Annotated in this window: 27 protein-coding genes and 2 pseudogenes; 16 read left to right on the forward strand and 13 right to left on the reverse strand. The window is 52.5% G+C overall.

Annotated features, from left to right (window positions below; all coding sequences use genetic code 11):
- Positions 1–62: 62 nt before the first annotated feature.
- The 4 genes from COA65_01340 (at position 63) to COA65_01355 (ending at position 2,777) form a co-directional block, all read left to right on the forward strand.
- Complete coding sequence (locus tag COA65_01340; GenBank protein PCJ61623.1) at positions 63–923, forward strand: MBL fold metallo-hydrolase; 861 nt, start codon at positions 63–65, stop codon at positions 921–923.
- Between the two features lie 2 nt (positions 924–925).
- Positions 926–1,411: a peptide-methionine (R)-S-oxide reductase gene (gene msrB / locus COA65_01345; protein PCJ61624.1), complete on the forward strand. Its 486-nt coding sequence runs from the start codon at positions 926–928 to the stop codon at positions 1,409–1,411.
- Positions 1,408–2,280 carry an aldo/keto reductase gene (locus COA65_01350; protein ID PCJ61625.1) on the forward strand — a complete coding sequence of 291 codons (873 nt, stop codon included), beginning with the start codon at positions 1,408–1,410 and terminating at the stop codon, positions 2,278–2,280. The genes msrB and COA65_01350 overlap by 4 nt, the downstream gene beginning before the upstream one ends.
- 158 nt (positions 2,281–2,438) lie before the next feature.
- The gene (locus COA65_01355; protein PCJ61766.1) at positions 2,439–2,777 is read left to right on the forward strand and encodes a pterin-4-alpha-carbinolamine dehydratase; all 339 of its coding nucleotides are present in this window, start codon (positions 2,439–2,441) and stop codon (positions 2,775–2,777) included.
- 161 nt (positions 2,778–2,938) lie between these two features.
- Here COA65_01355 and COA65_01360 read toward each other — a convergent pair whose 3' ends face one another.
- Entirely contained in the window at positions 2,939–3,148 is a 210-nt protein-coding gene (locus COA65_01360; protein ID PCJ61626.1) for a dodecin flavoprotein, read from the reverse strand.
- Positions 3,149–3,241: 93 nt separating this feature from the next.
- A pseudogene (locus COA65_01365) lies at positions 3,242–3,808 on the reverse strand (metallohydrolase).
- Between the two features lie 244 nt (positions 3,809–4,052).
- Between COA65_01365 and COA65_01370 the strand changes: the two are divergent.
- Positions 4,053–4,496: pseudogene (locus tag COA65_01370) on the forward strand (hypothetical protein).
- A 442-nt stretch (positions 4,497–4,938) separates the two neighbouring features.
- Positions 4,939–5,247, forward strand: coding sequence for a hypothetical protein (locus COA65_01375; protein ID PCJ61627.1), 309 nt, complete (start codon positions 4,939–4,941; stop codon positions 5,245–5,247).
- A gap of 714 nt (positions 5,248–5,961) precedes the next feature.
- Here COA65_01375 and COA65_01380 read toward each other — a convergent pair.
- From COA65_01380 to COA65_01390, 3 genes are all read right to left on the reverse strand, one after another.
- Complete coding sequence (locus COA65_01380) at positions 5,962–6,522, reverse strand: hypothetical protein (GenBank protein ID PCJ61628.1); 561 nt, start codon at positions 6,520–6,522, stop codon at positions 5,962–5,964.
- A 47-nt stretch (positions 6,523–6,569) separates the two neighbouring features.
- Positions 6,570–6,938 (reverse strand): hypothetical protein, encoded by a 369-nt coding sequence (locus tag COA65_01385; GenBank protein PCJ61629.1) that lies wholly within the window; start codon positions 6,936–6,938, stop codon positions 6,570–6,572.
- An 82-nt stretch (positions 6,939–7,020) separates the two neighbouring features.
- Positions 7,021–7,566 (reverse strand): hypothetical protein, encoded by a 546-nt coding sequence (locus tag COA65_01390; protein PCJ61630.1) that lies wholly within the window; start codon positions 7,564–7,566, stop codon positions 7,021–7,023.
- 49 nt (positions 7,567–7,615) lie between these two features.
- On the opposite strand from COA65_01390, the gene COA65_01395 reads away from it, so the two are divergent.
- From COA65_01395 to COA65_01420, 6 genes are all read left to right on the forward strand, one after another.
- Positions 7,616–7,903 carry a hypothetical protein gene (locus COA65_01395; GenBank protein ID PCJ61631.1) on the forward strand — a complete coding sequence of 96 codons (288 nt, stop codon included), beginning with the start codon at positions 7,616–7,618 and terminating at the stop codon, positions 7,901–7,903.
- A 301-nt stretch (positions 7,904–8,204) separates the two neighbouring features.
- Positions 8,205–8,978 carry a hypothetical protein gene (locus COA65_01400; protein ID PCJ61632.1) on the forward strand — a complete coding sequence of 258 codons (774 nt, stop codon included), beginning with the start codon at positions 8,205–8,207 and terminating at the stop codon, positions 8,976–8,978.
- A gap of 51 nt (positions 8,979–9,029) precedes the next feature.
- Positions 9,030–9,437 (forward strand): hypothetical protein, encoded by a 408-nt coding sequence (locus COA65_01405; protein ID PCJ61633.1) that lies wholly within the window; start codon positions 9,030–9,032, stop codon positions 9,435–9,437.
- Between the two features lie 235 nt (positions 9,438–9,672).
- Positions 9,673–12,102 carry a hybrid sensor histidine kinase/response regulator gene (locus tag COA65_01410; GenBank protein PCJ61634.1) on the forward strand — a complete coding sequence of 810 codons (2,430 nt, stop codon included), beginning with the start codon at positions 9,673–9,675 and terminating at the stop codon, positions 12,100–12,102.
- Positions 12,103–12,415: 313 nt separating this feature from the next.
- The gene (grxC, locus tag COA65_01415) at positions 12,416–12,679 is read left to right on the forward strand and encodes a glutaredoxin 3 (protein PCJ61635.1); all 264 of its coding nucleotides are present in this window, start codon (positions 12,416–12,418) and stop codon (positions 12,677–12,679) included.
- A 51-nt stretch (positions 12,680–12,730) separates the two neighbouring features.
- Positions 12,731–12,919: a hypothetical protein gene (locus tag COA65_01420; protein ID PCJ61636.1), complete on the forward strand. Its 189-nt coding sequence runs from the start codon at positions 12,731–12,733 to the stop codon at positions 12,917–12,919.
- A gap of 56 nt (positions 12,920–12,975) precedes the next feature.
- Here the strand turns inward: COA65_01420 and COA65_01425 are convergent, their stop codons facing one another.
- Together COA65_01425 and COA65_01430 are read right to left on the reverse strand one after the other, a co-directional pair.
- On the reverse strand, positions 12,976–14,385 hold the full coding sequence (locus COA65_01425) for an alanine dehydrogenase (GenBank protein ID PCJ61637.1): 1,410 nt from the start codon (positions 14,383–14,385) through the stop codon (positions 12,976–12,978).
- Positions 14,386–14,729: 344 nt separating this feature from the next.
- Entirely contained in the window at positions 14,730–16,355 is a 1,626-nt protein-coding gene (locus tag COA65_01430; GenBank protein PCJ61638.1) for a sodium-independent anion transporter, read from the reverse strand.
- Between the two features lie 466 nt (positions 16,356–16,821).
- On the opposite strand from COA65_01430, the gene COA65_01435 reads away from it, so the two are divergent.
- Positions 16,822–17,166 (forward strand): hypothetical protein, encoded by a 345-nt coding sequence (locus tag COA65_01435; protein PCJ61639.1) that lies wholly within the window; start codon positions 16,822–16,824, stop codon positions 17,164–17,166.
- A gap of 83 nt (positions 17,167–17,249) precedes the next feature.
- On the opposite strand, the gene COA65_01440 is transcribed toward COA65_01435, so the two are convergent.
- A complete protein-coding gene (locus COA65_01440) occupies positions 17,250–18,416 on the reverse strand; it encodes a hypothetical protein (GenBank protein ID PCJ61640.1) in 1,167 nt (388 codons plus the stop codon).
- A 378-nt stretch (positions 18,417–18,794) separates the two neighbouring features.
- Between COA65_01440 and COA65_01445 the strand changes: the two genes are divergently transcribed.
- On the forward strand, positions 18,795–19,001 hold the full coding sequence (locus COA65_01445) for a hypothetical protein (protein PCJ61641.1): 207 nt from the start codon (positions 18,795–18,797) through the stop codon (positions 18,999–19,001).
- Between the two features lie 64 nt (positions 19,002–19,065).
- Here the strand turns inward: COA65_01445 and COA65_01450 are convergent, their stop codons facing one another.
- Positions 19,066–19,704: a hypothetical protein gene (locus tag COA65_01450; GenBank protein ID PCJ61642.1), complete on the reverse strand. Its 639-nt coding sequence runs from the start codon at positions 19,702–19,704 to the stop codon at positions 19,066–19,068.
- 44 nt (positions 19,705–19,748) lie between these two features.
- Positions 19,749–20,177 carry an aldehyde-activating protein gene (locus COA65_01455; protein ID PCJ61643.1) on the reverse strand — a complete coding sequence of 143 codons (429 nt, stop codon included), beginning with the start codon at positions 20,175–20,177 and terminating at the stop codon, positions 19,749–19,751.
- A 135-nt stretch (positions 20,178–20,312) separates the two neighbouring features.
- On the opposite strand from COA65_01455, the gene COA65_01460 reads away from it, so the two are divergent.
- Positions 20,313–20,573 carry a hypothetical protein gene (locus COA65_01460; protein PCJ61644.1) on the forward strand — a complete coding sequence of 87 codons (261 nt, stop codon included), beginning with the start codon at positions 20,313–20,315 and terminating at the stop codon, positions 20,571–20,573.
- Positions 20,574–20,586: 13 nt separating this feature from the next.
- On the opposite strand, the gene COA65_01465 is transcribed toward COA65_01460, so the two are convergent.
- Positions 20,587–21,858, reverse strand: a complete 1,272-nt coding sequence (locus COA65_01465; GenBank protein PCJ61645.1) for an MFS transporter — start codon at positions 21,856–21,858, stop codon at positions 20,587–20,589.
- 104 nt (positions 21,859–21,962) lie between these two features.
- Here COA65_01465 and COA65_01470 point away from each other — a divergent pair, with 104 nt between their 5' ends.
- Positions 21,963–22,847, forward strand: coding sequence for a hypothetical protein (locus COA65_01470; protein ID PCJ61646.1), 885 nt, complete (start codon positions 21,963–21,965; stop codon positions 22,845–22,847).
- On the opposite strand, the gene COA65_01475 is transcribed toward COA65_01470, so the two are convergent.
- Both COA65_01475 and COA65_01480 read right to left on the reverse strand, forming a co-directional pair.
- On the reverse strand, positions 22,822–24,351 hold the full coding sequence (locus tag COA65_01475; GenBank protein PCJ61647.1) for a radical SAM family RiPP maturation amino acid epimerase: 1,530 nt from the start codon (positions 24,349–24,351) through the stop codon (positions 22,822–22,824). The genes COA65_01470 and COA65_01475 overlap by 26 nt on opposite strands.
- Positions 24,352–24,490: 139 nt before the next feature.
- Positions 24,491–24,841, reverse strand: coding sequence for a hypothetical protein (locus COA65_01480; protein ID PCJ61648.1), 351 nt, complete (start codon positions 24,839–24,841; stop codon positions 24,491–24,493).
- Positions 24,842–24,928 lie beyond the last annotated feature (87 nt).

A 24,928-nucleotide genomic window follows, 5' to 3' on the forward strand; every position in this document is an offset into this window, starting at 1 on the left:
CCGGCATTCCGATGGCTTGTTGATGTGATAATACCCCGTTGCCGGCAAGTGGAGGGCGAGTCATGTTTCATGTCATAAAAACATTTCTAGCGGGGGTGGTATTGCTCGCAGGTGCTGCCGCGGCATATGCTCAAAGTGCGCCTAATCGGACAATCACCCAGATTACCGGCGACCTTTACCGGTTTCAGAACGACTTCCACTATTCGGTGTTTCTGGTAACGCCAGACGGCGTCATCGCCACCGATCCGATTAATGCCGAGGCTGCCCAATGGCTTAAATCTGAAATCGCCAGCCGTTTCGGAAAACCGATTCGGTATGTGATCTACAGCCACGACCATGTAGACCACAGTTCGGGCGGTGAAGTTTTCGCAAAAGACGGCGCTATCGTTATCGCTCACGAAAAAGCGAAACGCACAATCATCGGCGAAAAACGACCGACCGCCGTGCCGCAGATCACCTTCAAAAGAAGGATGACGATTGAACTTGGCGGTAAAACAGTCGAACTGCACTATCTCGGCAAGAACCATTCCGACAACATGATCGTTATGCGGTTTCCTGCCGAGCGGACACTCTTCGCCGTCGATTTTATTCCGGTGAAAACCGTTGCGTACAAGGATTTCTCGGATGCCTATCTACCAGAGTGGATTCAATCTCTCGCGCGTGTAGAGCGCATGGATTTCGACATCCTTGCGCCGGGCCATGGGCAACTTGGCACGAAAGCCGACGTTACGGCCTTCCGGGAATATATGGGAGATCTCTACAATCAGGTGCTTGCGCAGGCCCGTATGGGAAAGAGCCTCGAAGAAACCAAGGCCGCAGTAGATCTTTCCAAATACAAGTCCTGGGATCAGTTTTCAACATGGTCTCCGCTTAACATCGAAGGCGCCTACACGCGCATTCAACTCAATCGCCGTGGAAACTAGCTATGAAGGCGTTTGACCTTCGTCCGCCAGATGCCGAGGAGATGCAAAGGCTCACCGCCGACCTTGATGGGGAGGCGAGGCGTGTTCTGCTTGACCGTGGGACGGAACGGCCCTTCTACGGCCGTCTGCTCGAAAACAAGCAAGACGGCGCCTATGTTTGCCGGCTCTGTGGCCTGCCGCTGTTTAAGGCGAAGGCGAAATTCGAATCCGCCACCGGCTGGCCGAGCTTCTTCGAGGCCTACGATGATCGCCATATCACCGAACGCCGCGACCAAGCATTCGGGATGGAACGGATCGAGATCCTCTGCGCCCGATGTGATGGCCATTTGGGCCACGTCTTCCCTGACGGCCCGTCGCCGACTGGCACCCGCTACTGCCTGAACTCGGTTGCCATGGCCTTTGTGCCGAAGGGAAAGGCCCTTCCCGACAAACTCGGGCGCGGCGATCCGAAGGTTGCCGGAAGGCGGCTCGGGGGAGGCGACGAATGAACCAGGGCTTGAACGGAACGGGGTGGGAGGTAAGGCCGATCGGACTTGGCGCGATGCCGCTTTCCATCGCCGGGCGGCCCGCTGAGTCCCAAGCCTTCGAAGTTGTTGCGGCATTCGTCGAATCTGGCGGCAATTTCATCGACACTTCCAATGTCTACTGCCTGGACGATTCGGATATTGGCCACAACGAGCACCTTCTCGACAAGGCGCTGACGCGGATCGGCGCGCGCGAGGCCGTGCTGGTCGCCACCAAAGGTGGCCTGCGGCGGCCGAAAGGGGCATGGGTAACGGATGGAAGCCAAAAATGGCTACGTGCCTCGTGCGAGAAGAGCCTTAACGATCTGCAGTGCGAGGCAATCCCCCTCTATTACCTCCACGCGGTGGACTCGAACGTGCCCTTTGATGATTCGCTTGGGGAATTGATTCAGCTTAAGGAAGAAGGAAAGATCCTCAACATCGGGTTGTCGAACATCGATCGGGCAGAACTCGAATTCGCGCTTGGCCGAACGGCCGTCGCGGCGGTTCAAAATCGCTGCAATCCATTCTTCAAAAAGGACTTTAACAACGGCCTCGTCCGTCTCTGCCAGGAAAAGGGCATCGCCTATGTGCCTTACAGTCCCGTGGGAGGCCATGGAGGCCACGTGCGGTTGCCAAAGCATCCGCTCTTCCGGCGTCTTTCCGAAAAATACGAAGCCTCGCCCTATGGCATCGCCCTGGCGTGGCTTCTGCAGAAAGGGCATCACATCTTCCCAATTCCGGGGGCGAGCAGGGTATCAAGTGTGCGCGATTCGGCGCAGGCTCTACACGTACGGATCGAGCCCAACGACGTTGCCGAAATCGACCGCCTGCCGGACCAGGCATTGTTTTAACGAGAGGATTCTAATGAGTGATAAACTTTAAAGATTGCCCATCTTTCTGGTTTTTCTTCGGCGAGCATTGAGGAAACAATTCAGAGCGCAATCGGAAAATCGACAATGAAAAATTTGAAGCCCGCCGTGTTACCTATGTAAACAATGGAGAAAGCATGATGGATTTAACGGCGAAAACCTGCACCCCTTGCCAGGGGGGAATTCCGCCCCTAAAGCCGGAAGAGGCAGAAAAGCATCTTGCCCAGACCCCAGGCTGGGCGCTATGTGACGAAGGCGCGCGAATTGAAAAGCGCTTCACCTTCAAAAACTTCAAGGAAGCATTCGATTTTGTGGAGGCGGTTGGAACCCTTTCGGAGGCAGAAGGCCACCACCCGGACATTTCATTCGGCTGGGGCTTTGCAGCCATCTCTTGGCAGACAAAGAAAATCAAGGGGTTGCACAAAAACGACTTTATCATGGCGGCCAAAGTGAATGAGATTGCCGTGAAAAAGGCCTAACGCATGCTGCAATGGCACCCGAACTTTTGGTCGCAACTTAAACCACGCCAATCTCTACTTTAGAGAGTGGGTTGCTTAATGAGGGTAGGCCACAGCCGCATGTCTGGCGCGCACTTGGAAACGAAAGTCAATCAAGCAAAAAAAGTTGAAGCTTGCGCGACTTAATTTTCCAGCGTGAATCCTACCTCCAGTGTTACCTGGAAGTGGTCAACCTTGCCGTCCTCTATATGGCCGCGAGTCTCGATGACATCAAACCATCGTAGGTTTTTTAGTGTCTTCGAAGCCTTTTTGATCGCGTTCTGAATGGCCTCTTCGATGCTTGACGAAGAGGAACCGACGAGACGGACCACCTTGTACACATTGTTACTCATTCGAATCCTCCTTGTGTTAATTTGCTATCATCTTAACGCGAGTGAGCGAATGGCATCCTCTAGGATTGTCGGCCATTCACCGGGTAATATTCCCTTGAACGGAAAGGGGCCGACCGAAGCACTGGAAATGACCACGCTTGGCTTCAGGCTACCCAACAACTCCAGGCTTTCCTTTAATCTACGCTTGTGCTCGTTCGACACGAAGGTTCCCCAAGAGTCGTTCCTTAGAAAGATAGTATCGCCCGTAAAGAGATACGTGTCTCCATGCGGTGATTCGTACATGAAGCATGCGCTTCCTTCCGTATGACCAGGCGTCGGTATGACCTCGATATCACCAAGCTGAAATTCCCGCTTCTCGAACGTCAGGTCTACGGGACACGTGGCACGGATTGCTCCTTCCTCAAGCTTGTGACAATAGAGCTTCGATCCAAACGTCTCTTTGATACGAACCAAGGCGTCTCCAGCTTCGTCACGATGACTTAAATACTGGCGGTCAATCCCTCCGAGCCGGAGAATATGTTGGTGTTCATCCAAATGCCCGGAGCTATAAAAGAGAACATTGCCCGCGTCTCTCGTGAGGAGATACGCGTGTGTAGACATCTCTGGCCCGAACGGATGCTCCGGGAGTGTCTGCCATAAATCAGGGTATATCTGCTTCATGATTGATGGCGCGCCTCCAAGTTAGTCGGGCGGCTCTATGCGACTGTGCCTAGCGAAATTATATCCGCTTTGGGGATTGTCACATTAACTAGCCATGGGTTGAACATGGCATTTTCTGTCTCTGATTAACCCTTTATGTTTATTACGTTCAGGCACTTCTCTAAGTAGACATAATAGACATCAAATTCATTCATGTGACAATGCCAAGGCGAGGATTAATGCCACGTGAGAATCGGGGCAGAGCATGATATTTAAGGAACCGTCGACAGTCCGGACCGGGACCCGAGCCCAGATCCAGAAAGCCTACCGGATCAACGAGACGGCCGCGGTTGCGCAGCTGTTAGCAAAAACGGGTCTTTCCACCAAGGCCCGCGCACGCGTCGTGAAGCGGGCCAGCCGGTTCGTTGAGGCGGTGCGCAAGCGGACGAAGGAGGCGAGCGGCTTAGAATCGTTCCTCTAGGCTTACGGGCTTTCAAGTGCAGAAGGTGTTGCGCTGCTTTGCCTGGCAGAAGCCTTGCTTCGCATTCCGGATGTCGAGACCGCCGACCGCCTCATCTATGACAAGATCGCGACCGTTGATTGGGCGGCGCATCTAGGAGGCAGCGACTCGCTTTTCGTGAACGCCTCAACCTGGGCGTTGATGCTGACCAGGCGCTTTGTGCGACTCGGCGAGGCATTGACACGTTAAGTCAGTGGCCGGAGTGGGCAGGGGCTGGTAGCGTCGGCGTGCTACTGCAGTGCACCGATGGGCACACTGGAAGGAAGGCCTTGAGATGATCGATAAGGATGTCGGGTGTTGAAAGAATAAGTTTCTATTGACGCCGTCATGGAACCGGTGAGTTCGCATCAAGGTCAATTTCGCTTGCATTCCTCAGGTTTGGCACCCTCTGTAGCATCACCTCAAGACCCAGTAAAATCCTATCGCTTTATGGATGGGCCGTCCACCGGTGAACGGCGTCGGTAGTGCGTCAGTTTGAAATTCGCACAAAAGAAAGCCCCTAACTCGCGTGTGCTCTTGTCGTATATTGGCAAGGATCTGTCCTTAATTGCCCACTAAATCTTTATCCCATCCGGATGCCCTTTCAAGAAGCTTAGCACAGGGATTTTCACTCTTCTCAATAAGGTGCCCCATGACCGATGAACTCCGCCTCATCGAAATCGAGTACTGTACCGGGTGCAAGTGGTTGCCGCGCGCCGCGTGGGTGGCACAAGAGCTGCTTGGCACATTTGAAGGGGAACTCAGAGGCGTGACGCTGATCCCCAACACCGAGGGCGGGGTGTTCCGCGTCCGCATTGCCGGCGGCGAAGTGCTCTGGGATCGCAAGGTCGAGGGCCTCTTCCCCGAGATCAAGGAGCTGAAGCAACGTCTCCGTGACATCGTCGCCCTGGGTCGCGACCTAGGTCACATCGACAAGCCCCACGGCTGTATCCCTGAATAGATGAACAATTCCTTGGGCGTTGCCACCTAAACAGCAGGACCATGGGCTGCACTGTAGGACGGGAGCTTATCGGTCACGATGCGATCTGGGACATAACCCTGGGCTTTCAGCAGGTTGTGCGTATCAGAAATTCGCAGCCGTCCACGCCTCGATCAACAATCATTTCAACCATGACCACCATCTAAACCGCCGAGACATTTTCAAAGAGAAGCGGTTCCTTGATCGGGCGAATAATTCCCTGTTCCGTGGATTAAATTCCCTGTTCCGTTGAGTAGGGAAATTAGCCAAAACACTAACAAATTCAGTTCGTTATAGGGTTGACGAGGGCCTGATGTGGGGGCAATTCGCAGAAATTCCCTGTATTTTCCCTGTTAAACAGGGAAGTCACCCAGAGACAGGTTCGCAGCAGACTGCGTCCTCCGCCACCAAGTCTTGTTCTCTCAGCGATTTTCAGAGAATGCCCAGGCCGCCAGCGCAAATGGCGGCGTTCCGCGGGCCTTTGCGCCGAGCCGCATTGCAAGCCGGACCGGGAGAACGGAATCGTTCGGTGATATCTGCAGCGGGACGGAACTTTTCTCCATCGCGCAATTCGGCAGTCCGGTTTGGTTGGGTGGGGGGGATGTGATCGTTTATGACAATAACTGGCTGGGGCCAACGCTGATTAGATAGCAAGGTTTTTGAATGGATATGAAAACGCACAGGAACGGGTCGCGTTCATCCCAGTTGTTGTATCAGGTTGGAACCGGGTGAAACGTTTGTGAGCCACCAAGATATAATTATGCATTGCCCCATGAATTTTTCGCGCGGCGTATTCATTTGAATTTTTTTGCACATTTCGGCGGACTTTGGCAGGAGGAGTTTCATTTCCTTGCTAGCGAGTCGCTTGATCATCGATATTTCTTTGATTTGGCTGGCAATCTCGGGGGTGCCAAAATCTAGAGAGATTCTCGCATGTGCGAACACGTTTCTAATATTCTTGACCGTGTTTATATCCGTGGCGCATTCCTTGTCGATCAATTTTAGGGCTCGGCATAATCTTATTTTTGCCGAGAATTTCGATAACGGGCTATCCCCTAGGAACAGCTCATTGTGTTCTTGTTTGGAGAGTTTTGCCATCTGATCTATGAGAACATCATAAAGCGCGTCTTCGACTAAGGTAGCGGCAACAATTGCAGCAGGCCGATCTTGCATGGCCTTAAGTTCTAGAAGCCAGGGGCTAAAATCCTCCTGTTTAATTCGTTTCCTGGCAAGCTGGTTTAATGATATCTGGTTCATCGCAAGGTATTTCCAATAAATAGAAGAGCAATCAGCAGCGTGATAAATTATTTATTATTTGCTGTTTGGTTCGCAACCGCAGCAATAGCTATATTTGGTGTTTCTGCTTCGATAGCATTCAACTTTTCAAAGCCACGTTTGGCCAAGTTGCCCCGTCTCCAATCATTGCCTTTTACGCCAACTAGGATGAAGAGCGCCAGTTGTGCAAACAATATTATCCACTCGACTTTTTCATTCTTCCCTGCGCTTAGGGTTTTCGTAGCTGGCCCTAAGATAGGAACGAGGGTGGACACGTTAAGGAACATCGCTGTCGTTCCGAGAATATGCCCCCCTATACCCCCCTTGCCAATCGTCTCCCGGCGTTTGTTTTCACGCCTGATCTGATTGGTTTTTGCTTGGAATTCACGAGGGGACAAGACGCTATCGAAGGTTCCGTTAGCGACTTCCTCTTTAACATCAGCGAAGTCTTTCTCATTGTCCAGGAAGTGGCTGTAAGGGTTAAACGTCTGATCCCTTCCAGCGCCCCTCCCGCCTTCTACAGATTCTCTTACCTGCTCTGCGAGTGCCCCCCCCGAAGACCGTGTGCTGCGTAAAATAAGCGGCTGCAACATCAATCGCCCCAAGCGTGTCATCCTCTTTATGAGGGTTAAGTGGAACAAGCGGTTCTTTTTCCTTTAGACCCGCTTGTTCATAAGCAATACCCGCCGCGATGCGCGCCCGTCGGGGATCCACTGCTCCTCGCTTAAAAGAGGAAAGCTTTTTAGGCTCCTCTATAGGCACTGCATGCGTGTGCGCACTTAGTCTGGGATAGCTAGGGGATTTGGAAGGCGTTGGCACAGAAACGGACACCTGCGGCTGGAATCCTTCTGCTACTGTTTCGACAAGACTCAGCGTGAAAATAATCCCCAGAATCGTGAAACCAAGTGCCCACATCTTTGCCGCGAAAGCCCAGATTATGGTGAAAAATAATGCTGGCCAGCAAAAGCCTTGCTTTACCGCCTGGTATCCTTGGATAGGATGCTTATAAACATCAAAAGTTTTCATCGCTTCTTCCCCTTTTAGAACGACGTCCTTTGACCATAATTTTTAATTTATGTCCCCAATCATTTTTCGGATATGTAACGTCCACTTTCGTAAAAGACAAAGGCAGGTTTTCGAATTCTTGAAGTCGATTCTAAGCTATAGAGTGCCGCTAATTAAGCCCAAACTCCCGCCGTTGATCTTCCCAGGTGAGTGGGATGCCTTTGAGGAGGCGTTTCATATCGAGATCAACCGGCTGAGAGCCGTCGAGAATGGCTTCGACGATGTCGGGGGCGAGGAAGGCAAGGCGAAGATGATGTCCAACATAGCTTTCGTTCACACCTTCATCACTTGTGATTAGAAAAAGAGATATTTGACGAGCGCTACAATCCCGAGGATAAGCAGAACGACCACCAATACGCTAACCGGATAGTTCCCAAAATAAGGGCTAGCTGCGAATCGCCGGAAATCAACCGGAATCTAGGCTGTTGGAAGCAACAGCTCTTCCCAGCCTGCAGGGTTCGCGGTGAACCTTTTGTAATTATTCAATTTAAAAATGGGTTAACTTGAAGGCGCGTTAACTATTTGTTAGCCTTTTCTCTGAGATCGTGGTTCTTGAGATTGTGCTTCTAGTGTAGACTTCGCTGTTAAGGAATTTCCCAATGTCTAGGAAGCCCATACTGAGCCGGAAGGCTCTCGGATGGAGTCTCGTTGCTTTAGCTATTAGCGCAACCGGTTTTTACTTCTACGAAGAAACCGGGCAAGCATGGCTGGCTGAACGACTGAACGCAATTATTCCCGCCACTAATCATCTGAAATTAGCGCGGGGCGAATCCGTTGGTCGCCCACAGTCACTAAACCTCGCCCCATCGAGCCGACATGAACGGTTGATGGAGGCCCCCAAAAAAGGATCTCTCAGTCGCCCGCAGTTGCCAAGGCTCACCGCCGTATTGAGCCGGCATGAACGATCAATGAAGGCGCACAAGGAAGTGAATCATACTCACGCCTGGCTGGAACTTCTTAAATTGCCAGCTGATGCTAAAGAGATTCAACTCGTTCAAGTAAATATTTTTGTGAATTCGACGCCGTACGTATCGGATATGAAAAATTATGGTGTGAAGGATTTCTGGGCAAGTCCTCACGAATTTTTTGCCTATGGGGGCGACTGCGATGATTATGCGATTGCGAAATACATTTTTCTGCGCCACCTCGGTTTTCCAGCCGAGGACCTTCGCATTGTATTTGTCCTCACTGGCAAGCGTCACCAATTGCATTCGGTGCTGATCGTGCGACTTAAAGGAAACGAGTATGTCCTCGATAACTTAATCGACACGGTGCGCCCAATTACGCAGATCGAGACGCTGCAGCAATTGGTTTCCTTCAACGAGGACGGGTATCGGATACGAGTCCGAAAGATCGGCGCTAACAACCCCTAGGAATTCCCTGTGGGGGAGCAATGACCTTAATGGAGGTTATAGGAGGTACAGATGTGGGAAAATCAAAATGTCGTACTGATCGTCGATGATGATTCGGCGTTGGTTCAGATATTGGAAGAGGTTGTTGATGGCCTAGGAATAAAATGTGTCTGCGCACAGACCGGCTCTCAAGCGGTGATAAAATCTGAAATATACCACCCTGATCTAGTGCTCATGGATGTCAAGATGCCCGATATGGATGGTATTGAAGCCGCTCGTCGGATTCATCGAGATGCCCCGGATGTACCAATCGTCATCATGTCCGGTGTTCCAAATGCCGTGACGGAAGCGAACCGGGCCAATCTCGGTATTTTCGCGGTTGTCGACAAACCAATTCCCATCAAAATGTTCGAACGTCTTATTGGGAAAATATGCCTTAATACCTCTGCTTCCGATTCCCCTCCGCAAGCAGATGATTGATATATGCTGTTTCTTCTGGGTCTCTGTTTGCTAGGTAGAAGCGAGTCGAAGTTCCGGTCATGATGTGGGGTTCCATTTGGCTGATGACGGTCTTCGGCCTCTTCATGGCGGGAGAGGCCAAAGATCAAGACCGAATGCCGTGAGGGTCAAAGTAATCCTTGACGAATGATGTTATTCGTTCAGCCGAGGGTGCCTTTCACATCTTGTTAATCGTTTGGCTTAGGGGGAACTTAAAGTGTTTCTGATAGACGCACTTGTCCGGACGTTTCCCAAGTCCTTGCGATCAACGGTTCGCAAGGCCATTGATTTGCGAAAGCACGTAAAAAAATTATTGGCGCCGGAGCAATCTTTTGAAGAAGCTCTGCAAACGCTTCAACCCATTTTAGATTTTTTACCACTTCTGGTGTCCTTCAAAGATAGCGAAGGGCACTACAAATGGGTGAATCGACAATATGAACGAACACTCGGTGTTTCTCGGGAAGAGATGATCGGAAAAACCGCGGACGCGTTCTTCGTGGGAGATAAAAAAAGAGAAACAATCACACGTTCTCTCGAAATCGACCAGCGAGTGGTCGATTCCTTAAACCCCATTTATGAACAAAAGTTCGAGTTTTTCTTGAGAGGGCGCCGCTGCGTCTTTCAAAGGACAACGTTGCCGATATTGGATAAGCACGGTCGGCTGACAGAGATTTTCTCTGTTGCCAAAAACATCACGGAACAGGAAGTTCTTGAGGAAGCGCTTCGTGAGCACGAGGAACAACTCCGCATGCTCTTGGAGGCAGCAGGCGAAGGAATCTATGGATTGGATTTGGGAGGAAAGGCCATCTTCATGAATGCTGCCGTGGCTCGGATGGTTGGATATTCGCCGAATGAGTTTATCGGCCAGAAGGTACACTCGCTCATTCACCACAGTCATCCCGATGGATCCAGCTATCCCGTCGAAGAATGTCCGATGTATGCGGCGTTCAGAGACGGAACCACCCAGCACACAGAAGACGAGATTCTATGGCGAAAGGATGGGACAAGTTTCCCTGTCGAATACATCAGCAGACCGCTTCGTAAGAATGGGGCGTTGGTGGGTGCTGTGGTGACCTTCAACGACATCTCAGAACGAAAAGCTTCAGAAAGGGAGCTGCGCGACAAAGAGGTACGCTTACAGGCAATCTTGGATAATGTGACGGATGGGGTCGTCACGATCAATGAGCACGGTATCGTTGAGACCATTAATCACTCTGCCGAGATCATGTTTGGTCACTCGGTTGACCAAATTTGCGGTCAAAACGTTTCGGTTCTAATGCCAGAGCCATATCACAGTGAACATGACGGCTACATTGAGAGCTACTTGCGTACAGGGAAAGGCAAAATCATTGACGTCGGCGCGCAGGAGGTTGTGGGACTGGACAAAAATGGAAGGCGGTTTCCATTAGAGCTCTCCATCAGCGTTATGCATATGAATGGGCGGCGGCTATTCATCGGGGTCTTGCGCGATATCACACTGCGAAAGCAGGCCGAGTATCAGTTACGACAGTCCCAAAAGATGGAAGCAATGGGGCAGCTAACGGGGGGCATTGCGCATGATTTTAATAATCTTCTTCAGGCCATCCTTGGCAACCTGGAGTTGGCACAAAGACGCATTCCCGATGATGATAAGTTGGTTCGATTCCTAGATGTCGCTCGGAAAGCCAGTCTCCGGGGTGCCGATCTGACGCAGCGTCTGCTGGCCTTCTCACGCAAGCAGACCCTGGAGCCAGAGATGGTAGATGTGAACAAGCTGGTCGCGAACATGGCCGAGTTGATACAGCAGACCCTGGGGGAGGACATTGAGATCGAAACCGTCCTGGCGGGCGGCTTGTGGAAAATCTTGGTGGATTTGGGCCAACTGGAGAACGTAATACTCAATCTTGCCATCAATGCGCGCGATGCCATGCCGGAGGGCGGTAAACTTACCATAGAGACGCTCAACACCCGTCTGGATCAAGCCTATGCCGGTGCACATGAGGAAGTGAACCCCGGCCAGTACGTTATGATCGGAGTCACCGACACCGGCATCGGGATGTCGCCGGAAGTAATCGAACACGCGTTCGATCCGTTCTACACCACCAAGGCGCAGGGCAAGGGCACCGGGCTAGGGTTGAGTATGAGCCATGGCTTCATCAAGCAATCGGGTGGCCATATCAAGATCTACAGCGAAGCGGGAGAGGGCACGACGGTCAAGCTGTACTTGCCCAGGATAATGGGCGGGGCTCGAAGCCCGCGCATAGTAGAGATGCCTGAATCCACCGAGCGTATGGGAAACGAGACCATTTTTGTCGTTGAGGATGACCCGGATGTTCGATTTTTTGTCGTTAATGCTCTGAGCATTAACGGATATCATATCTTAGAGGCGGAAGACGGCCCAGCAGCCATCGCCCTCCTGGATAAGGAGAGTATCTCACACATTGATTTGCTGCTCACAGACGTGGTGCTGCCGCACGGGATGAACGGTCGGCAGGTCGCTGAGGAAATACAGAAGCGTTTTCCTAAGATCAAGGTTCTGTTCACCTCAGGCTATACGGAAAACGCCATCGTTCACCAAGGAAAGCTTGACGAAGACGCCGAGCTGTTGGCGAAGCCATATACGAGAGAGACACTGTCGCGGAAAGTTCGAGCGGCGCTCGATGATTAAGTAGGCTTATCTAAAAAGGGACCATATCTGAGCATGGATCTCACTGGCATTGTCAGAGTAAATCGGCTTGAGGCAGAGTGTTGCATTCCGTAGCCTTGGCGGATGAGAAATCCTTTCCGTTGTTTCAACAGCTCGCCTGAAGTAATCCGCCTGGCGGTGATGATGTACGTAAAGTTCAACGTGACGCGGCCATCGCCGAATGGCGTTAATTGTCGGCCTGAAAACGAAGTTGCGGACATTTCTGAGGCTTGTTTTATTCTACTGACAGCACCTTTCTCTTGCAACGCCTAGGGCGTCCATACATGACAATGCCATGGTAGATGTAGAAATTTATTCGGGCTTTCTTTGCGGCTATTGCATTTCCGCGAAACGCCTTTTGAGGCGCAAGAAAGTTGAATTCCGGGAAATTAATGTCAGCCTACGGCCTTGGCGACGAATGGAAATGATACGCCGCGCCGGCGGACGGCGCACCGTCCCACAGATATTCCTGAACGGTAGGCACATCGGAGGATGTGAGGAGTTATTCGCCCTTGATGCAATCGGCAAGCTTGATTCTATGCTCGACACGCGTGACTAAATTTGAATGCTCCTACCCGTGTTTGCTTTGGCGTTGTCAGTCTAAATCGGCTTGCGACAGCGTCTCTTATTCGTGCAGACGCGCGCACGGTTCAGGGACGTAAAGACCTTGGAGAAATTCGCCGCCGCCCATGCCGCTATCCACAATCATTTCAACCACGACCGCCACCTCAATCGCCGCGATGTTTTCAAGCAGAGGCGTTCGGCTGCCCTCGCCGAGTGGCGTCAGCTTGCGGCGTAAAAACCCAGAAGTCTGGAGATTTGGAGGCGGGTTTGCATTGGACGGACAGCATCTGGTTAAAAAAGGCCACAGACGAGTGCTCGTTGGACACCTGGTTTGAGCAAATGAAGTCCGTCAATGAGCTTTTCAGGACCGATTAAGACATCAACAATTTGCCTGGAATAACGAATGGCCGTTTCTCGCATCATGCCCATCATTGGCCATCCCCACAAAGCCGATACGGTAACGCCATCTTGTACAAAATGGGGCTCCGTCAGAAAACTGCAACTGATAACGGCTTCTACAGGGCTTCGATTGGTTGCGCTCCCACCGACCAAGTCGATAACCACGGACTGATCCGGAATAATGTCTTTGAGGTGCTGGTTGCTGATCAAAAAGTTCACGCCCCTTAACTCAGGGGATTGTTCTGCGCCGTTGATCACTATGTCCACATCATTTAGCCAAAAATCAATGCGGCCCTTTGCTGTTTGCGAGCGGCCCAGCACATGGATCTTTTTGACCCCCTGGCTACGCAATTCATGCAATGCCCCTTGAGCCACATTGCCATAACCAAGGACAATCGCTTTTGCATTCGCTATGTCCAATGATGGCTTGTTTTCTTTTAGCAATTTAACGCCGTACCGCGCACCGGCTTGGCCGGTTTCATGCAAACATTGGATGCGGCGCAAACCAAATTCGGCGGGTGGATGGCTGGCACGATAAGCGGCAATGGCTTGCTCGCCATGACGTTGTTCAAATTCAAAAAGATCAAAAATGTGTGTGCCGTTGTCCTGTAGTTTGATCAGAATATCTTGTCGGTCTTCAAAATCCAGGCTGTCATAAAAATACAGAGCATTTTCGCCGACCGTATCAAGCTCTTCGAAGGAAAGATTTGGCTGAATGATCTGCAAAGAGCGGGGATTGCGATTGCCGCATCGGCGGATAGAACTATGCAATCGCTTGCTACAGCCAAGCACCCGAACACGCAAGCTACCTATGGTATTTCTAGCAAAAAAGGGCTTTAAGGCCTCGGTCATGGCGAGGCGACCGAGAATATCCTGATCTGTATTAACCTTTGGCGATTCAGATATTTCTTCCATAGCAATGACATTGATACGCCGATCCTGAAGTAATTTAGCCCTGTCTGGATAGGAGTGAAAATGCACCATGCAGAATAAAGTGCAGCCTTCCCGCATCTCTTCAATTGAAGAAAGGGATGGTCCCTTAAGCTTGATAATGAGCTCTTTATCTCGATAAAGTTGCTCTGACGGCTGCATAATAGCGTTGTTTTTTTCGTATTCGGCATCGTTGAATCCAACGCCATCTCCAGCGCCGTATTCAACGTAAACTTTAACGCCCACCCGGGAAAGTTTGCCGACATCTTCAGGTGTCAGGGCAACACGCCTTTCCAAGGCACCAGGATTTTCCGGAGACTCAATTTCTTTTGCAAGGGCAAGGGTAGAAAATTTTTGTGAAGATGGTGTCATGTGAGCACACGAAATGTAAGTTGGCACGCAATTGCATCTAATAATTTTAGGCTGGAGCGTAGCGTAATCTTGAGAGTACGGCGTGGCAAGATGGTCCAAGGGCATTGTCAGAGTACATCAGCTTGAGCTTGGAAGTCGGCTTCCATGGCTTGTCACGGATGAAAAACCCCTCCCGCTGTTTCAACATCTCGCCTGAAGTAATCTGCCTGGCGGTGAGGATGTACGTAAAGTTCAACGTGACGCTGCCCTCGCCGAATGGCGTCAATTGGCGGCCTGAGACTTCCGGTCGTGCTCACTTTGGAGGCGGGTTCGCACCAGACTGACAGCGCCGTTTGTCGCAGTCTTCAATGTCTGTTGCCAAGAATTCCTGTTTTGATCGCATAATCCACGACCAAGCCATAGTTTGGGTCATCATCAGAATCCTCGACCAACTGGCCGGCTCGTTGAAGAAGCCGATGACAATCACGGGACAAATGGCGAAGTCGAATGGTTTTTCCCAGTGCTTCATATTTTTGAGCCAAGCCCTCAATGACTTGAAGCGCAGATTGGTCAACAACGCGGCTGTTTTTAAAATCAACAACAACGAGATCAGGGTCATTCTGCGGGTCAAAAATTTCTAAAAACCCACCAACTGAACCAAAAAACAGCGGTCCTTCAATTAAGTAGACCTTGCCGCCGTCTGAGGTGTTCTGGGTAGAGGCATGGATGCGAATGGCATTGTTCCAAGCGTAGGCTAGGGCAGAAACAATGACGCCAACGATAACCGCAATTGCCAAATCACTCATAACCGTCACAACGGTCACCAGTCCCATCACCAGGGCATCGGTCAGGGGGATGCGGCGCAAGATGACCAGGCTTTGCCAGGCAAAGGTGCCAATAACGACCATGAACATGACGCCGACCAGAGCCGCAAGTGGAATTTGCTCGATCAGGTCGGAGCCAACCAGAATAAAAGCCAGCAAAAACAAAGCCGCCGAAATGGCTGAAAGTCGAGTGCGCCCGCCGGATTTTACATTGATCATGGATTGCCCGATCATCGCGCAGCCTCCCATGCCGCCAAAGAAACCGGTCACGGTATTGGCGAGGCCCTGGGCAATGCATTCTTGTGATGCGCCGCCGCGCCGGCCCGTGATTTCGCCAACCAAATTGTGTGTTAGGAGACTTTCAATCAGGCCAATTGCTGCAAGGATTAAGGCAAAGGGAAAAATTATTTCTAATGTTTCCAGGTTTAGGGGAACCATTGGGATGTGAAATTGTGGGAAGCCGCCTTTTATGGATGCCAAATCACCGACACGAGGCACCTCAAGGCCAAAGAAAATGACGATTGCCGAGACGATGGCAATTCCGGCTAGCGGCGCCGGGATGATGTTGGTGATTTTGGGAACCCCCCAAATCATCAGCATGGTCAGGACGACCAATCCCAACATAATTATTAAAGGAAGTCCGGTCATCCAGACTTTGACATCATCTGGGCCCAGCACTTGAAACTGGGTGAGCTGGGCCAGAAAAATAACAATCGCAAGCCCGTTTACAAACCCAAGCATAACCGGGTGGGGGACAAGGCGGATGAATTTTCCAAGACGAAAAATTCCGGCTAGAATTTGAAATATGCCCATGAGCACGACAGTCGCGAATAGATATTCGACGCCGTGTTTGGCAACCAGGGCCACCATGACAACGGCAAGTGCGCCGGTGGCACCAGAAATCATGCCGCGACGGCCGCCAATGGCTGCCGTAATTAAACCGACAATAAAGGCGGCATAGAGACCGACGAGAGGATGAACGCCGGCTACAAAGGAAAATGCGACGGCTTCAGGAACCAGCGCCAGGGCGACGGTAAGACCAGAGAGCAGTTCAATTTTGATACGGTTGGGCGTAAACGGCGGAAGCTCTGAATCATTTAAATTGGCAGAAGATAAACGAGCGGCGAAGGCGGCAAGCGTTGGCTTGTTCAAAGGTGTTAGTTCCATTTTGAATGACAGGTGCCAATCCCTTAATCGGGGATTGTTTGCAGCGACGTCTGTCAGGATTTACAGCGAAATTTGTTCGTGATTGGCAGGTTCATATCTTAGTTTGACTGCCAACACCAACAATGCCGTGTCGGGGCACATGTGCCCGAACCAGCGATTTGATGGGGGAGGCACCTGGCGGAGAACTTGTCTGGTATTTTGGAGGCCTGGGTCACGTTAAAATGACAGCTCCCGTCCCATTGCATCGTCAAGTCGCATAGGCTCAAATAGTCAAAGGACGATCCTTTCAGCTTACGGCATTGAATTATGGGACGGGGTGGCGAATGCCTGGAAGGTGGCCGATGTTGTGCGTGTCGGCGACGAAATTCTACTTGTTGTCGAAGCCTATGGCATGGGGACCCACCGTTTCTTAATGCCCGTCTGGAAATAGCCGATCCCAGCTGACGGCCTCAGCCTGGGCCGGAACGTGCGGCATGAGCCTGCGCGCCTTGAACCCAATGGCGTGAAGGTCGATCAGGAGGGGGTTGGGGCCTCCGCAGGCCGATTGGGTGCGAACGCAACCGTCACCCCTGCAACCGGTGAACTTGTGATTGAAGTGGGGGATCGTTCCTTTCCCTGCAGAGGGTTGGATGTGACCGTGCTGCGGACCTGTCGTTCCGCCAATGATTACGATGGGCCAATGGGCCATGGCTGGCTTCTCTCCTGGCACAGTTTTCTCTGGGAAGTTTCCGAAGATGAGGTCGCTTTTCTTTCCCAGGAAGGTCAGATTTTTCGCGTTACAAAGAACGCGAGCGGGCGACCGTCGCCTTAGCCAAGCGGGGCGTTTGTGGCTTGGTATCCAGGCGTTTCTGCCCAACGGTGTTCCCCTGACACGGCCCAAGCGGGTGAGCATGCTCAGGGCTTATGAAAGACTTCCTTCCCATCGTTTTGGAACCAGCCTTTGTAGATTTCTCCAAAACCAAAATAATCAATATTGGGTGGAACATAATTAGCCCCTTTATCTTCCTTGCAAAGAAGGCGAAATTCAAAGGTGATGCGTGTCGTTTTGCGCTGGTTCAAGGCGCTGTGGTGAAGGTGGTGGGCAGCAAAAATCATGACATCGCCCATCGCCAGAGGCGGCGCGATGGGATTTGAGATGTCTACATGCTCGCGCAGCATGGGGGGGAGATTGAGGCCCACGGCATTGCGCCAAACGTCGTATCCCCGGGAGCTGTTTTTGATGCTCCGACAGTAGTAAGCGGACAGCACGCGAAGGGTCCCGTTTGTTTCCAAAGGATAGATCGGCCCCCATAAATTAAGCTGTTGCCGGGGCGACCCGTACCAGGTGTCGCGGTGGGGCGGCAGTGAACCGGAGCAGGTGGTGCGGTAGTAGCCTTGCGGCTCACTGCCATGAGGGAAGGTCAGGCGGATGCCCGGCCATTCAAAAACGGTCTGGTCCGGGGGGACGCCGATTTCTTTCATGAAGGCGGTGAGAATGGGGGGGATTTGTTTCTCTGCCAGCAGGGCTTCATAGGCCGCTTCGACGCGCATCTTATAGGATACCGCGTTCAGTTTTTCATGGGCGACGAGCGGATCGTAGGGCTTGAAATGTTCTTCCAGAATTTCCCGCAAAACCGAAGTCAGGTGATCGATTGCCGGTGCTTGACGGATGACCGTGACGTCGCCTTTGAGGATTTCGGCGCGATCCAGAGAGCAGGGGGCGTCGGAATCCGACGTAAAATCAAGCACATGTTCTTTGGTGGCCGCAGTTTTGTTCATGAAGACGGGCGCTGGAATTTTGCCGCGATCAAAACGGTCCTGAAATACCCGGCGTAAATCCAGTTCCGCCACATCCAGTTTTTTTTTCACCCGGTCTTCGAGGAAGGTTTCCAGGTCGTCAGCGGAGAAGGCGAAGCCTTTCGTTCGTGCAAAGGCCGCGACAGCGCCGACCACCAAATCGATCTCTTTCAGGCCCTCCATCAATTGTGGCTGTTCTACAACGGCCTGGATAAAGGACGAGATGCTGTCGCGCGCAATCCCGGCAAAAAAATTATCGAGCAATTGCTGTTCATTGGCACCCATTTACATGGCCTGTTATTAGAAAGGCATGGTTCTTGTGTTGCCGCTTGTGAGCTTGAAGAAAAAGCGACACAAAAATAAGAAAAACAAATTACGCGCGATCTCTCCGATCAAACTTGGCCCAGCAAATGCCGCCAAAGATGGCCCCATCGATGCCCAATAGGACACTGAAGAGCAACCTCTCACCCGTGGTCCAGAAGTAGAAATAAGCCCCGACCCCTACGGCGATGCAAATGAGAATGACGGCCCAACCTTCCCAGCTTGCCGGGCGGATGCCCCAGCCGACCCGCTTTCTTCCAAACCAATAGTTGCTCATCGTCCTCTCCGGAATTGTCAGAGTAAATGGCTTGGGACAAAGTGTAGCATCCACACCATCTCGGAATGCAAAAGCTCTCCCGCTATTTTAATGGCTTGCCCGAAGTGATCGGGTTGAAAGAATGGGTGGCCTATCAGGCTTTCAAGGGTCGGGAATATTTTATCAATCAGACGGAATATTCCCTGCAATCAGCCTCTTCTGCTTTGCGTTGTGAGAAAGTTTCAGACCCGGGCCCCAGACAGGTAATGCACCAGCGCACGCATGCTAATTAAGGTGTGCATCGGATTGCCCACACCGCCAACCCATCTTCTTCTTTAAAGTCATTTGCAGGCCTGTTCACTCGGCATGCGTTGGTTTGATGAATCGCCGCGTCAGCAGCAGTGCAAAAAATACGCCGGCAATTGCCAGGGCTGAATCTTTCTGCGCGTCGAACGCATCGCCCTGGGTGCCAAGGTAGACCATTGCTGCCTCGGGGCTGACGAGGACGGCGACGATCCATTCAATGATTTCATACACAACGCTTGACGTGGCGATGATGGTGAAGGCAACGAACGCGCTTAAATAAAGTCCGGCGCCCGCATATCGGAATAAAACCTCGCGTACGGGATAGAAGCTGAGAACCCCAAAGCTGAAATGAATGATGCGATCGAAGGGATTGCGTTCAAGGGTGAGCGCGTCCTGCAACCAGAAACCAGGCGGCACCATGGCATAGGTGTAATGGGAACCGACCGTGTGGAGCATCAGAAAGAGGGCAACCAGCGTGTAGGACAAATCCGACAAGGGCCGGGTGCGGTAGAAATAGCCAAGCAGCCCGACGGCCACGAATACCAGGAGGTTTTCGAGGAACCAGTCGAAGCGGTTCACCGGAGCGATCGCCCCGACCAGCCAAACAATGACAAACAGCGCGGTCAGCCCCTGCAACAACCTGTTGTGCCGAAAGGGTCGCAGGATGCGATCGGATGCGGTGGTCACCATTGGCTACGTCCGTACAGGTCTTGCCGACTTAATCCGATGAGGCCCTATTCCGGTAGCGTTTCACCGGAACCGCCGAAGGCCTCGGGCATGTCCTTGAATTTTGGAAGGCCGTCTTTTATCGAGATTGTCTTCTTCACATAATACACATGCACCGAAGGTGTGTGCGTAAGGCTTGGCACCACATTCGCACAAACGTCCACAAGGCCCATGCCTGGGTGGTCGGTCATGAGGTGGCCGCCACAGACTTTGCAAAATTTTCTGTAACTGGCTTCCGTTTTGTTAAAAGTAGCGATGCTGGCCTCACCTTTGGTGATGCGCACACTGTCCGGCGACCAAAGGCTGAACGCATGGATGGGGGCAGCTGCCCAGGTCGTGCAGTCCTCACAGTGACAATAGCCCATGACGGTTGGTGTGCCGCTAAGCTCAAACTCGACCTCGCCGCAAAAACATCTGCCCTTGTGGGTATCGCTCATTGTCGCTCTCCCTTTGGTCCATGTGAATTTTTCCGGTTGCCGGTTGCCGGTTGCCGGTATTTTCACATTTCTCAGAGGTCGCCGCAAAGGCATTGCGTCGATGCCATATGTCTTTCCCTCTGCTAGCTTAGAAAAATGGCGTGTTTTGTATATGTCCTTGGAAGCGAAGGGAAAGGTGGGTGGCGCACCTATGTTGGCTGGACGACCAATTTGGAACGGCGTCTCTGTGAACATAATTCCGGGACGGGCGCGCGTTCGACCCGTGGGCGCAAATGGGCTCTATTATATGCGGAGTGTTACGACATGCGAGGCGAGGCAATGCGCCGGGAATGGCATCTAAAAAAGGATCGAACGTTCAGGAAGCGGTTGCTGTCGGCAATCGCATCCGGCGGCTGACCGCGGCGGTTCTTCAGTCTGAATTTATGGGTTCCCGGTAGTTGGTGACGGTTTCCTTGATGGTTCTTAAGACCAGCAGAGAAACAATGGCCGCCCCCATCAGATAGAAGGCCGGTGAAAGGTCAACATGGGTTCGCGCGACCAGATAGGCCGCAACCATCGGCGTGGTGCCGCCTAAAATCCCAAGGGATAGATTGTACCCGATTGAAATCGTACTCACCCGTAACCGTGGTGCGACCATATCGACCATCATCGTTGGGTAGCTTCCAAAAATCATGCTGATCAGGAGGGCAAAGCCAAATTGCCCCAGAAAAGTCATGCCATCGGCACCATGATGCATGAGCCAGAACAACGGATAGGAAAAGAGAACAATGCCTATCATCGCGCTCATCAGCACCACTTTGCGCCCAAAACGATCTGCCATTAGGGCCGCCAATGGAATCATCAACAGCATCAAAAGCATATTCAGGCTGTTAATATCCAACGCCCTTGCCGTCGTTACATGCGCCGTTTCTTTCAACCAGGTGACGGCATAAACAAAAATCATATAAAAACCGACGGCATTGACGACGTTAAACCCGGCGATCTGTAGCATCGTCCGCCACTCTGTGCGAAAGGCTTCGATCACAGGCGATTTTGGGCGATCCTCTTTCAACGTGGTTTCTTCCATCACGTGCCGGCGGATGTAAAGCCCGCTTAATCCGATGGCGATGCCCAAAAGAAAAGGCACTCGCCAGCCCCAGGCCGAGACTTCTTCTGCCGTCAAAAGATTCGAAATTAGCGCGCCAATTGCCGAACCAAGCAGAACGCCTGCAACGGCCCCCCATATGCTCCAACACCCGGTAAGGGCGCGACGATTTTTCGGTGCGTGTTCAACCAGGAAAACGATCGAGGTTGTGTATTCACCGCCTACCGACAGGCCTTGTAGCAACCGCATCGCGACAAGAAGGGCAGGGGCCGCAATGCCTATCGCCACATAATCGGGAAGCACGCCAATCAGAAAAGTTGGAATGGCCATCAGAATAACCGACAAAGTCAGGGCTGCCTTGCGTCCGATCCTGTCTCCGATATGGCCAAAAACAATGCTGCCGAAGGGGCGCATCAAAAAGCCTGCTGCAAACACACCGAAGGCGGCAATGACCGAAGTGGCGGCGTCATCCGATGGAAAGAAGTGGGCGCCAATGATGGGGGCGAAATAGCCATAAATGGCGAAATCGTACCATTCCATGACATTGCCGATGATGCCGGCAATGATTGTCTTTCGATTTGTGTTTGTTTGACGCATTTCCCCCCCAGATAACTTGCCTGCAGTATGGAGTCTTTCCTTAAGCCATACAACGCGCCAAACTCATCATGTATTTGCACAGGAAATTTTGGAAAACCCATTGAATGATTGCCGTTGAAATTCTCTCTCCGGACGTGGCCGGCGCCTATGCGCATCTCACCTTTCCGGCGTTGCGTCACCTGGTGACAGCGCCGCCAAGGGATCGCGAGATGGTGTTCGTCGGTGTCGCCGTGGAGGATGAGCCTGTCGCCTTTGCCTTTGGCATGGGTGGCCCGGAAAGGCAGTTTGAAATGGTCTCTCTTTATGTGCAGTCTTTTTACCGTGGGCGCGGTCTAAGGGGCGCCTTGACCGAGGTTTTGGAAAAGGCCTTCGCCGCACGGGGCTATGGGCTTGGCGTGCACTTTTTCACCGTTGACGCGGAAGATCAGGCCTATGCGCATTTTCTGCTGAAGGCCGGTTGGTCGCAGCCGATTTTGCGCCAGGCGGTCTGCAAGACCGATCTTGCCCATGCCTATCAGACGCCCTGGCTGACACGGGCACACATTCCAGAAAACAGCACCATTCGCCCCTGGTCCGAAATAAGCGCGGCGGAACGCGAAGCCTTGCGGGCACGCAAGGTGGTCGATCCTGATTTTTACCCCGATCTGCTTGACCCGTTTCACTTTGAAGCGGATTGCCATGACGCGACGAGCCTGGCGTTGTTGCAAGATGGCGCAGTTGTTGGTTGGGTTCTCACCCACGTTCTGGATGAACGCACCTTGCGTTGGACGTGCTCCTACGTGACGGAGACGCTACAGGGAAAGGGGCACATTTTGCCTTTGTGGTGGGAGGTTGCCAAGCGCCAGAAACGGCACACGAAGCTGGATCATTTTATCTATACGACACCGGTCGATAAGCCGCGCATGTTACGTTTTGCGTTACGTCGCATGCGTCCCTGGCTTTTGTCGCTGGGCTATGCCTGCGTTACAACGAAGCCGCTTGTGCCTTGATGGATACGGGGTCGACGAGCTTTTTCTCGATGCCGATGCCACCATGGACCGGGTCGTCGTCGAACAACCCGCCTGCGAATAAATTACGCAAAGTTTCGGCGACAAGGAACACATCGACGCCGTCATTGACGAGGGCGGCGTGAATATTGCCGGCCGTTTTGTCACCGTCTGCAATCAGATCGCCAAGTTGCCGGGCGAAGGAAAACCCGCGAAATTTGTGGGTTACCGTCGCGTTCTTCAGTTCAAACCCGTCCGGCTTTGGGTGGTAGGTGAGGTCGGGACGAAAGGCGATGCGGTCCTGTCCGCTTAGCTGTTCGCCGCCATGGCGGGCAAGCATGCCTTCAATGGCCGCGCGGAATTCGGCGGTGGTCTTGAAATGCGCGGTCTCGTAAATACGATAGCCAAGCTCCCATCGATCCCCGCCTCGGGTGGGGCTGACCATCTGCACGGTCTGGGCCAGCATGTTGATCAGGAAGCCGCTGACGCAGGCGATGGTGGCATGGTCGTCGTCGCGTTCGGCTATCCGGTCCGATTTTCCCGCCTCGCGCAATTTCTGCTTTCGTTGGCGTGCGCGTCCGGCATTTGCCTTTGAGGTGAGCGCTTCGCGGTTTTGCATGACCAGTTCAACGCCCATCAATTCCTCAGGCGTGAAGGTGGCATGGACACGGTCAAGGATTTTTAGATTTAGGATCGAGAAGCGATTCGTGACGCAACGGTGTTTGTCGAAAAGCGCCAGCACGCGGCGCGTCAGTTCCAGATTCTTGAGGGGTGCTGCCGTCGTCGTCTGTGGCAGGAACCCGGTGATCCGGTGGTGGTCTTCGATGAAGCGGTCATAGTCGGGGTTGTCCATCGGGTCCGTCGCCCAATAACAGAACCCGGTTTGGGCCGCCATCCCGAACAGTTCGGTCATTGTCTCCAGCACGCCGCGCCAAAGGGCTGAAGATTCGGGCGTGTAGGGCAAATGCCCCTCGAACTTCTCAGCCGAAATGCCACAGAACCAGCACCCCATCGAACAGCCTTGCGAAAGCTCATAGGCGACAAGGGGATGGGTGATGTTGGGGCCAGACGCACCAAGTTCGCTCATCGAACGGGCGATCTGCCGCTGCCGCCAGGTGTTGAACGCCGGATTTGCGTCTGTTGCATCGCCGGCCTCGCGCAGTCGATCGCGGTGCGCGATCATCTCGCGCATGTAATCCGACCATAGCTCTGAGAGCGGCCATTTTTTCTCGTCGTCGGTGTGGCGGTATTTCAGGTATTGGCGATGGAACAGGGGCAGCATCAATGCCGGGTCGGCATCAAGGCCATATTCTTCGGTAACCTGCTTCAGGCTTTCCAGATCGTCCGCATGATCGCGCAGCTTGTCGCGAAAATGCGGGTCCGCGATGAGGCGTTCCATGAACCGCTTGATATGGGCAAGCTGGCGAAGCTCTTCCGCGCTCCGCGAATCGAAGATGGAACGATAGGTATTGGTCGTGCTGCGCATGATGTTTTCTTTTTTATTCAATTATTTTTGTCGCTAACACACGGCGGCGTTTTTTGTGACCTCGGCAAGAAGGTCCGGGTTTGCCTGCAAATCGGCGACAAAGCGTTCAATATCGGCCTGGCTCATAAGGGCTCTCCTGAGCGTTGTTGCTTTGGCGGGATTAGGTCAGAACGACGACAGCAACGACGGCGACTTCGGCGGCTTCGACCGCTGTGGTGACAGCCTCGGCTGTTTGTACAGTATTGGTCTGAGTCACTGTGGATCCATGATGGTGATGGTGGTGATGATGGCCCTTGCCGCCAGCGACGGAATCAAGCTGTTCGTCGCTCAACTCTTGCTTTGCCTGACTTTGAATGTAGGATTTTGCTTCCTCAAGGGTAATGTCATAGCCCTTGCCCTTGGCGATCTCGACGACGGAGGCAATGCCGCCGGCGTTTTCTTTGACTTCGGTAAGCAAATCCGGGTTCGTTTTCAAATCGGCGACAAAACGTTCGACATCGGCTTGGCTCATGGTTCTTCTCCTGTGTTTTTTACGTGGCGCTTAGACTTTACGCCGTCGATCCCAAACGGCGCATCTTTATCAACGCCAGCGATTCTG

The sequence above is a fragment of the Rhodospirillaceae bacterium genome, from assembly GCA_002746255.1.
GTDB lineage: Bacteria > Pseudomonadota > Alphaproteobacteria.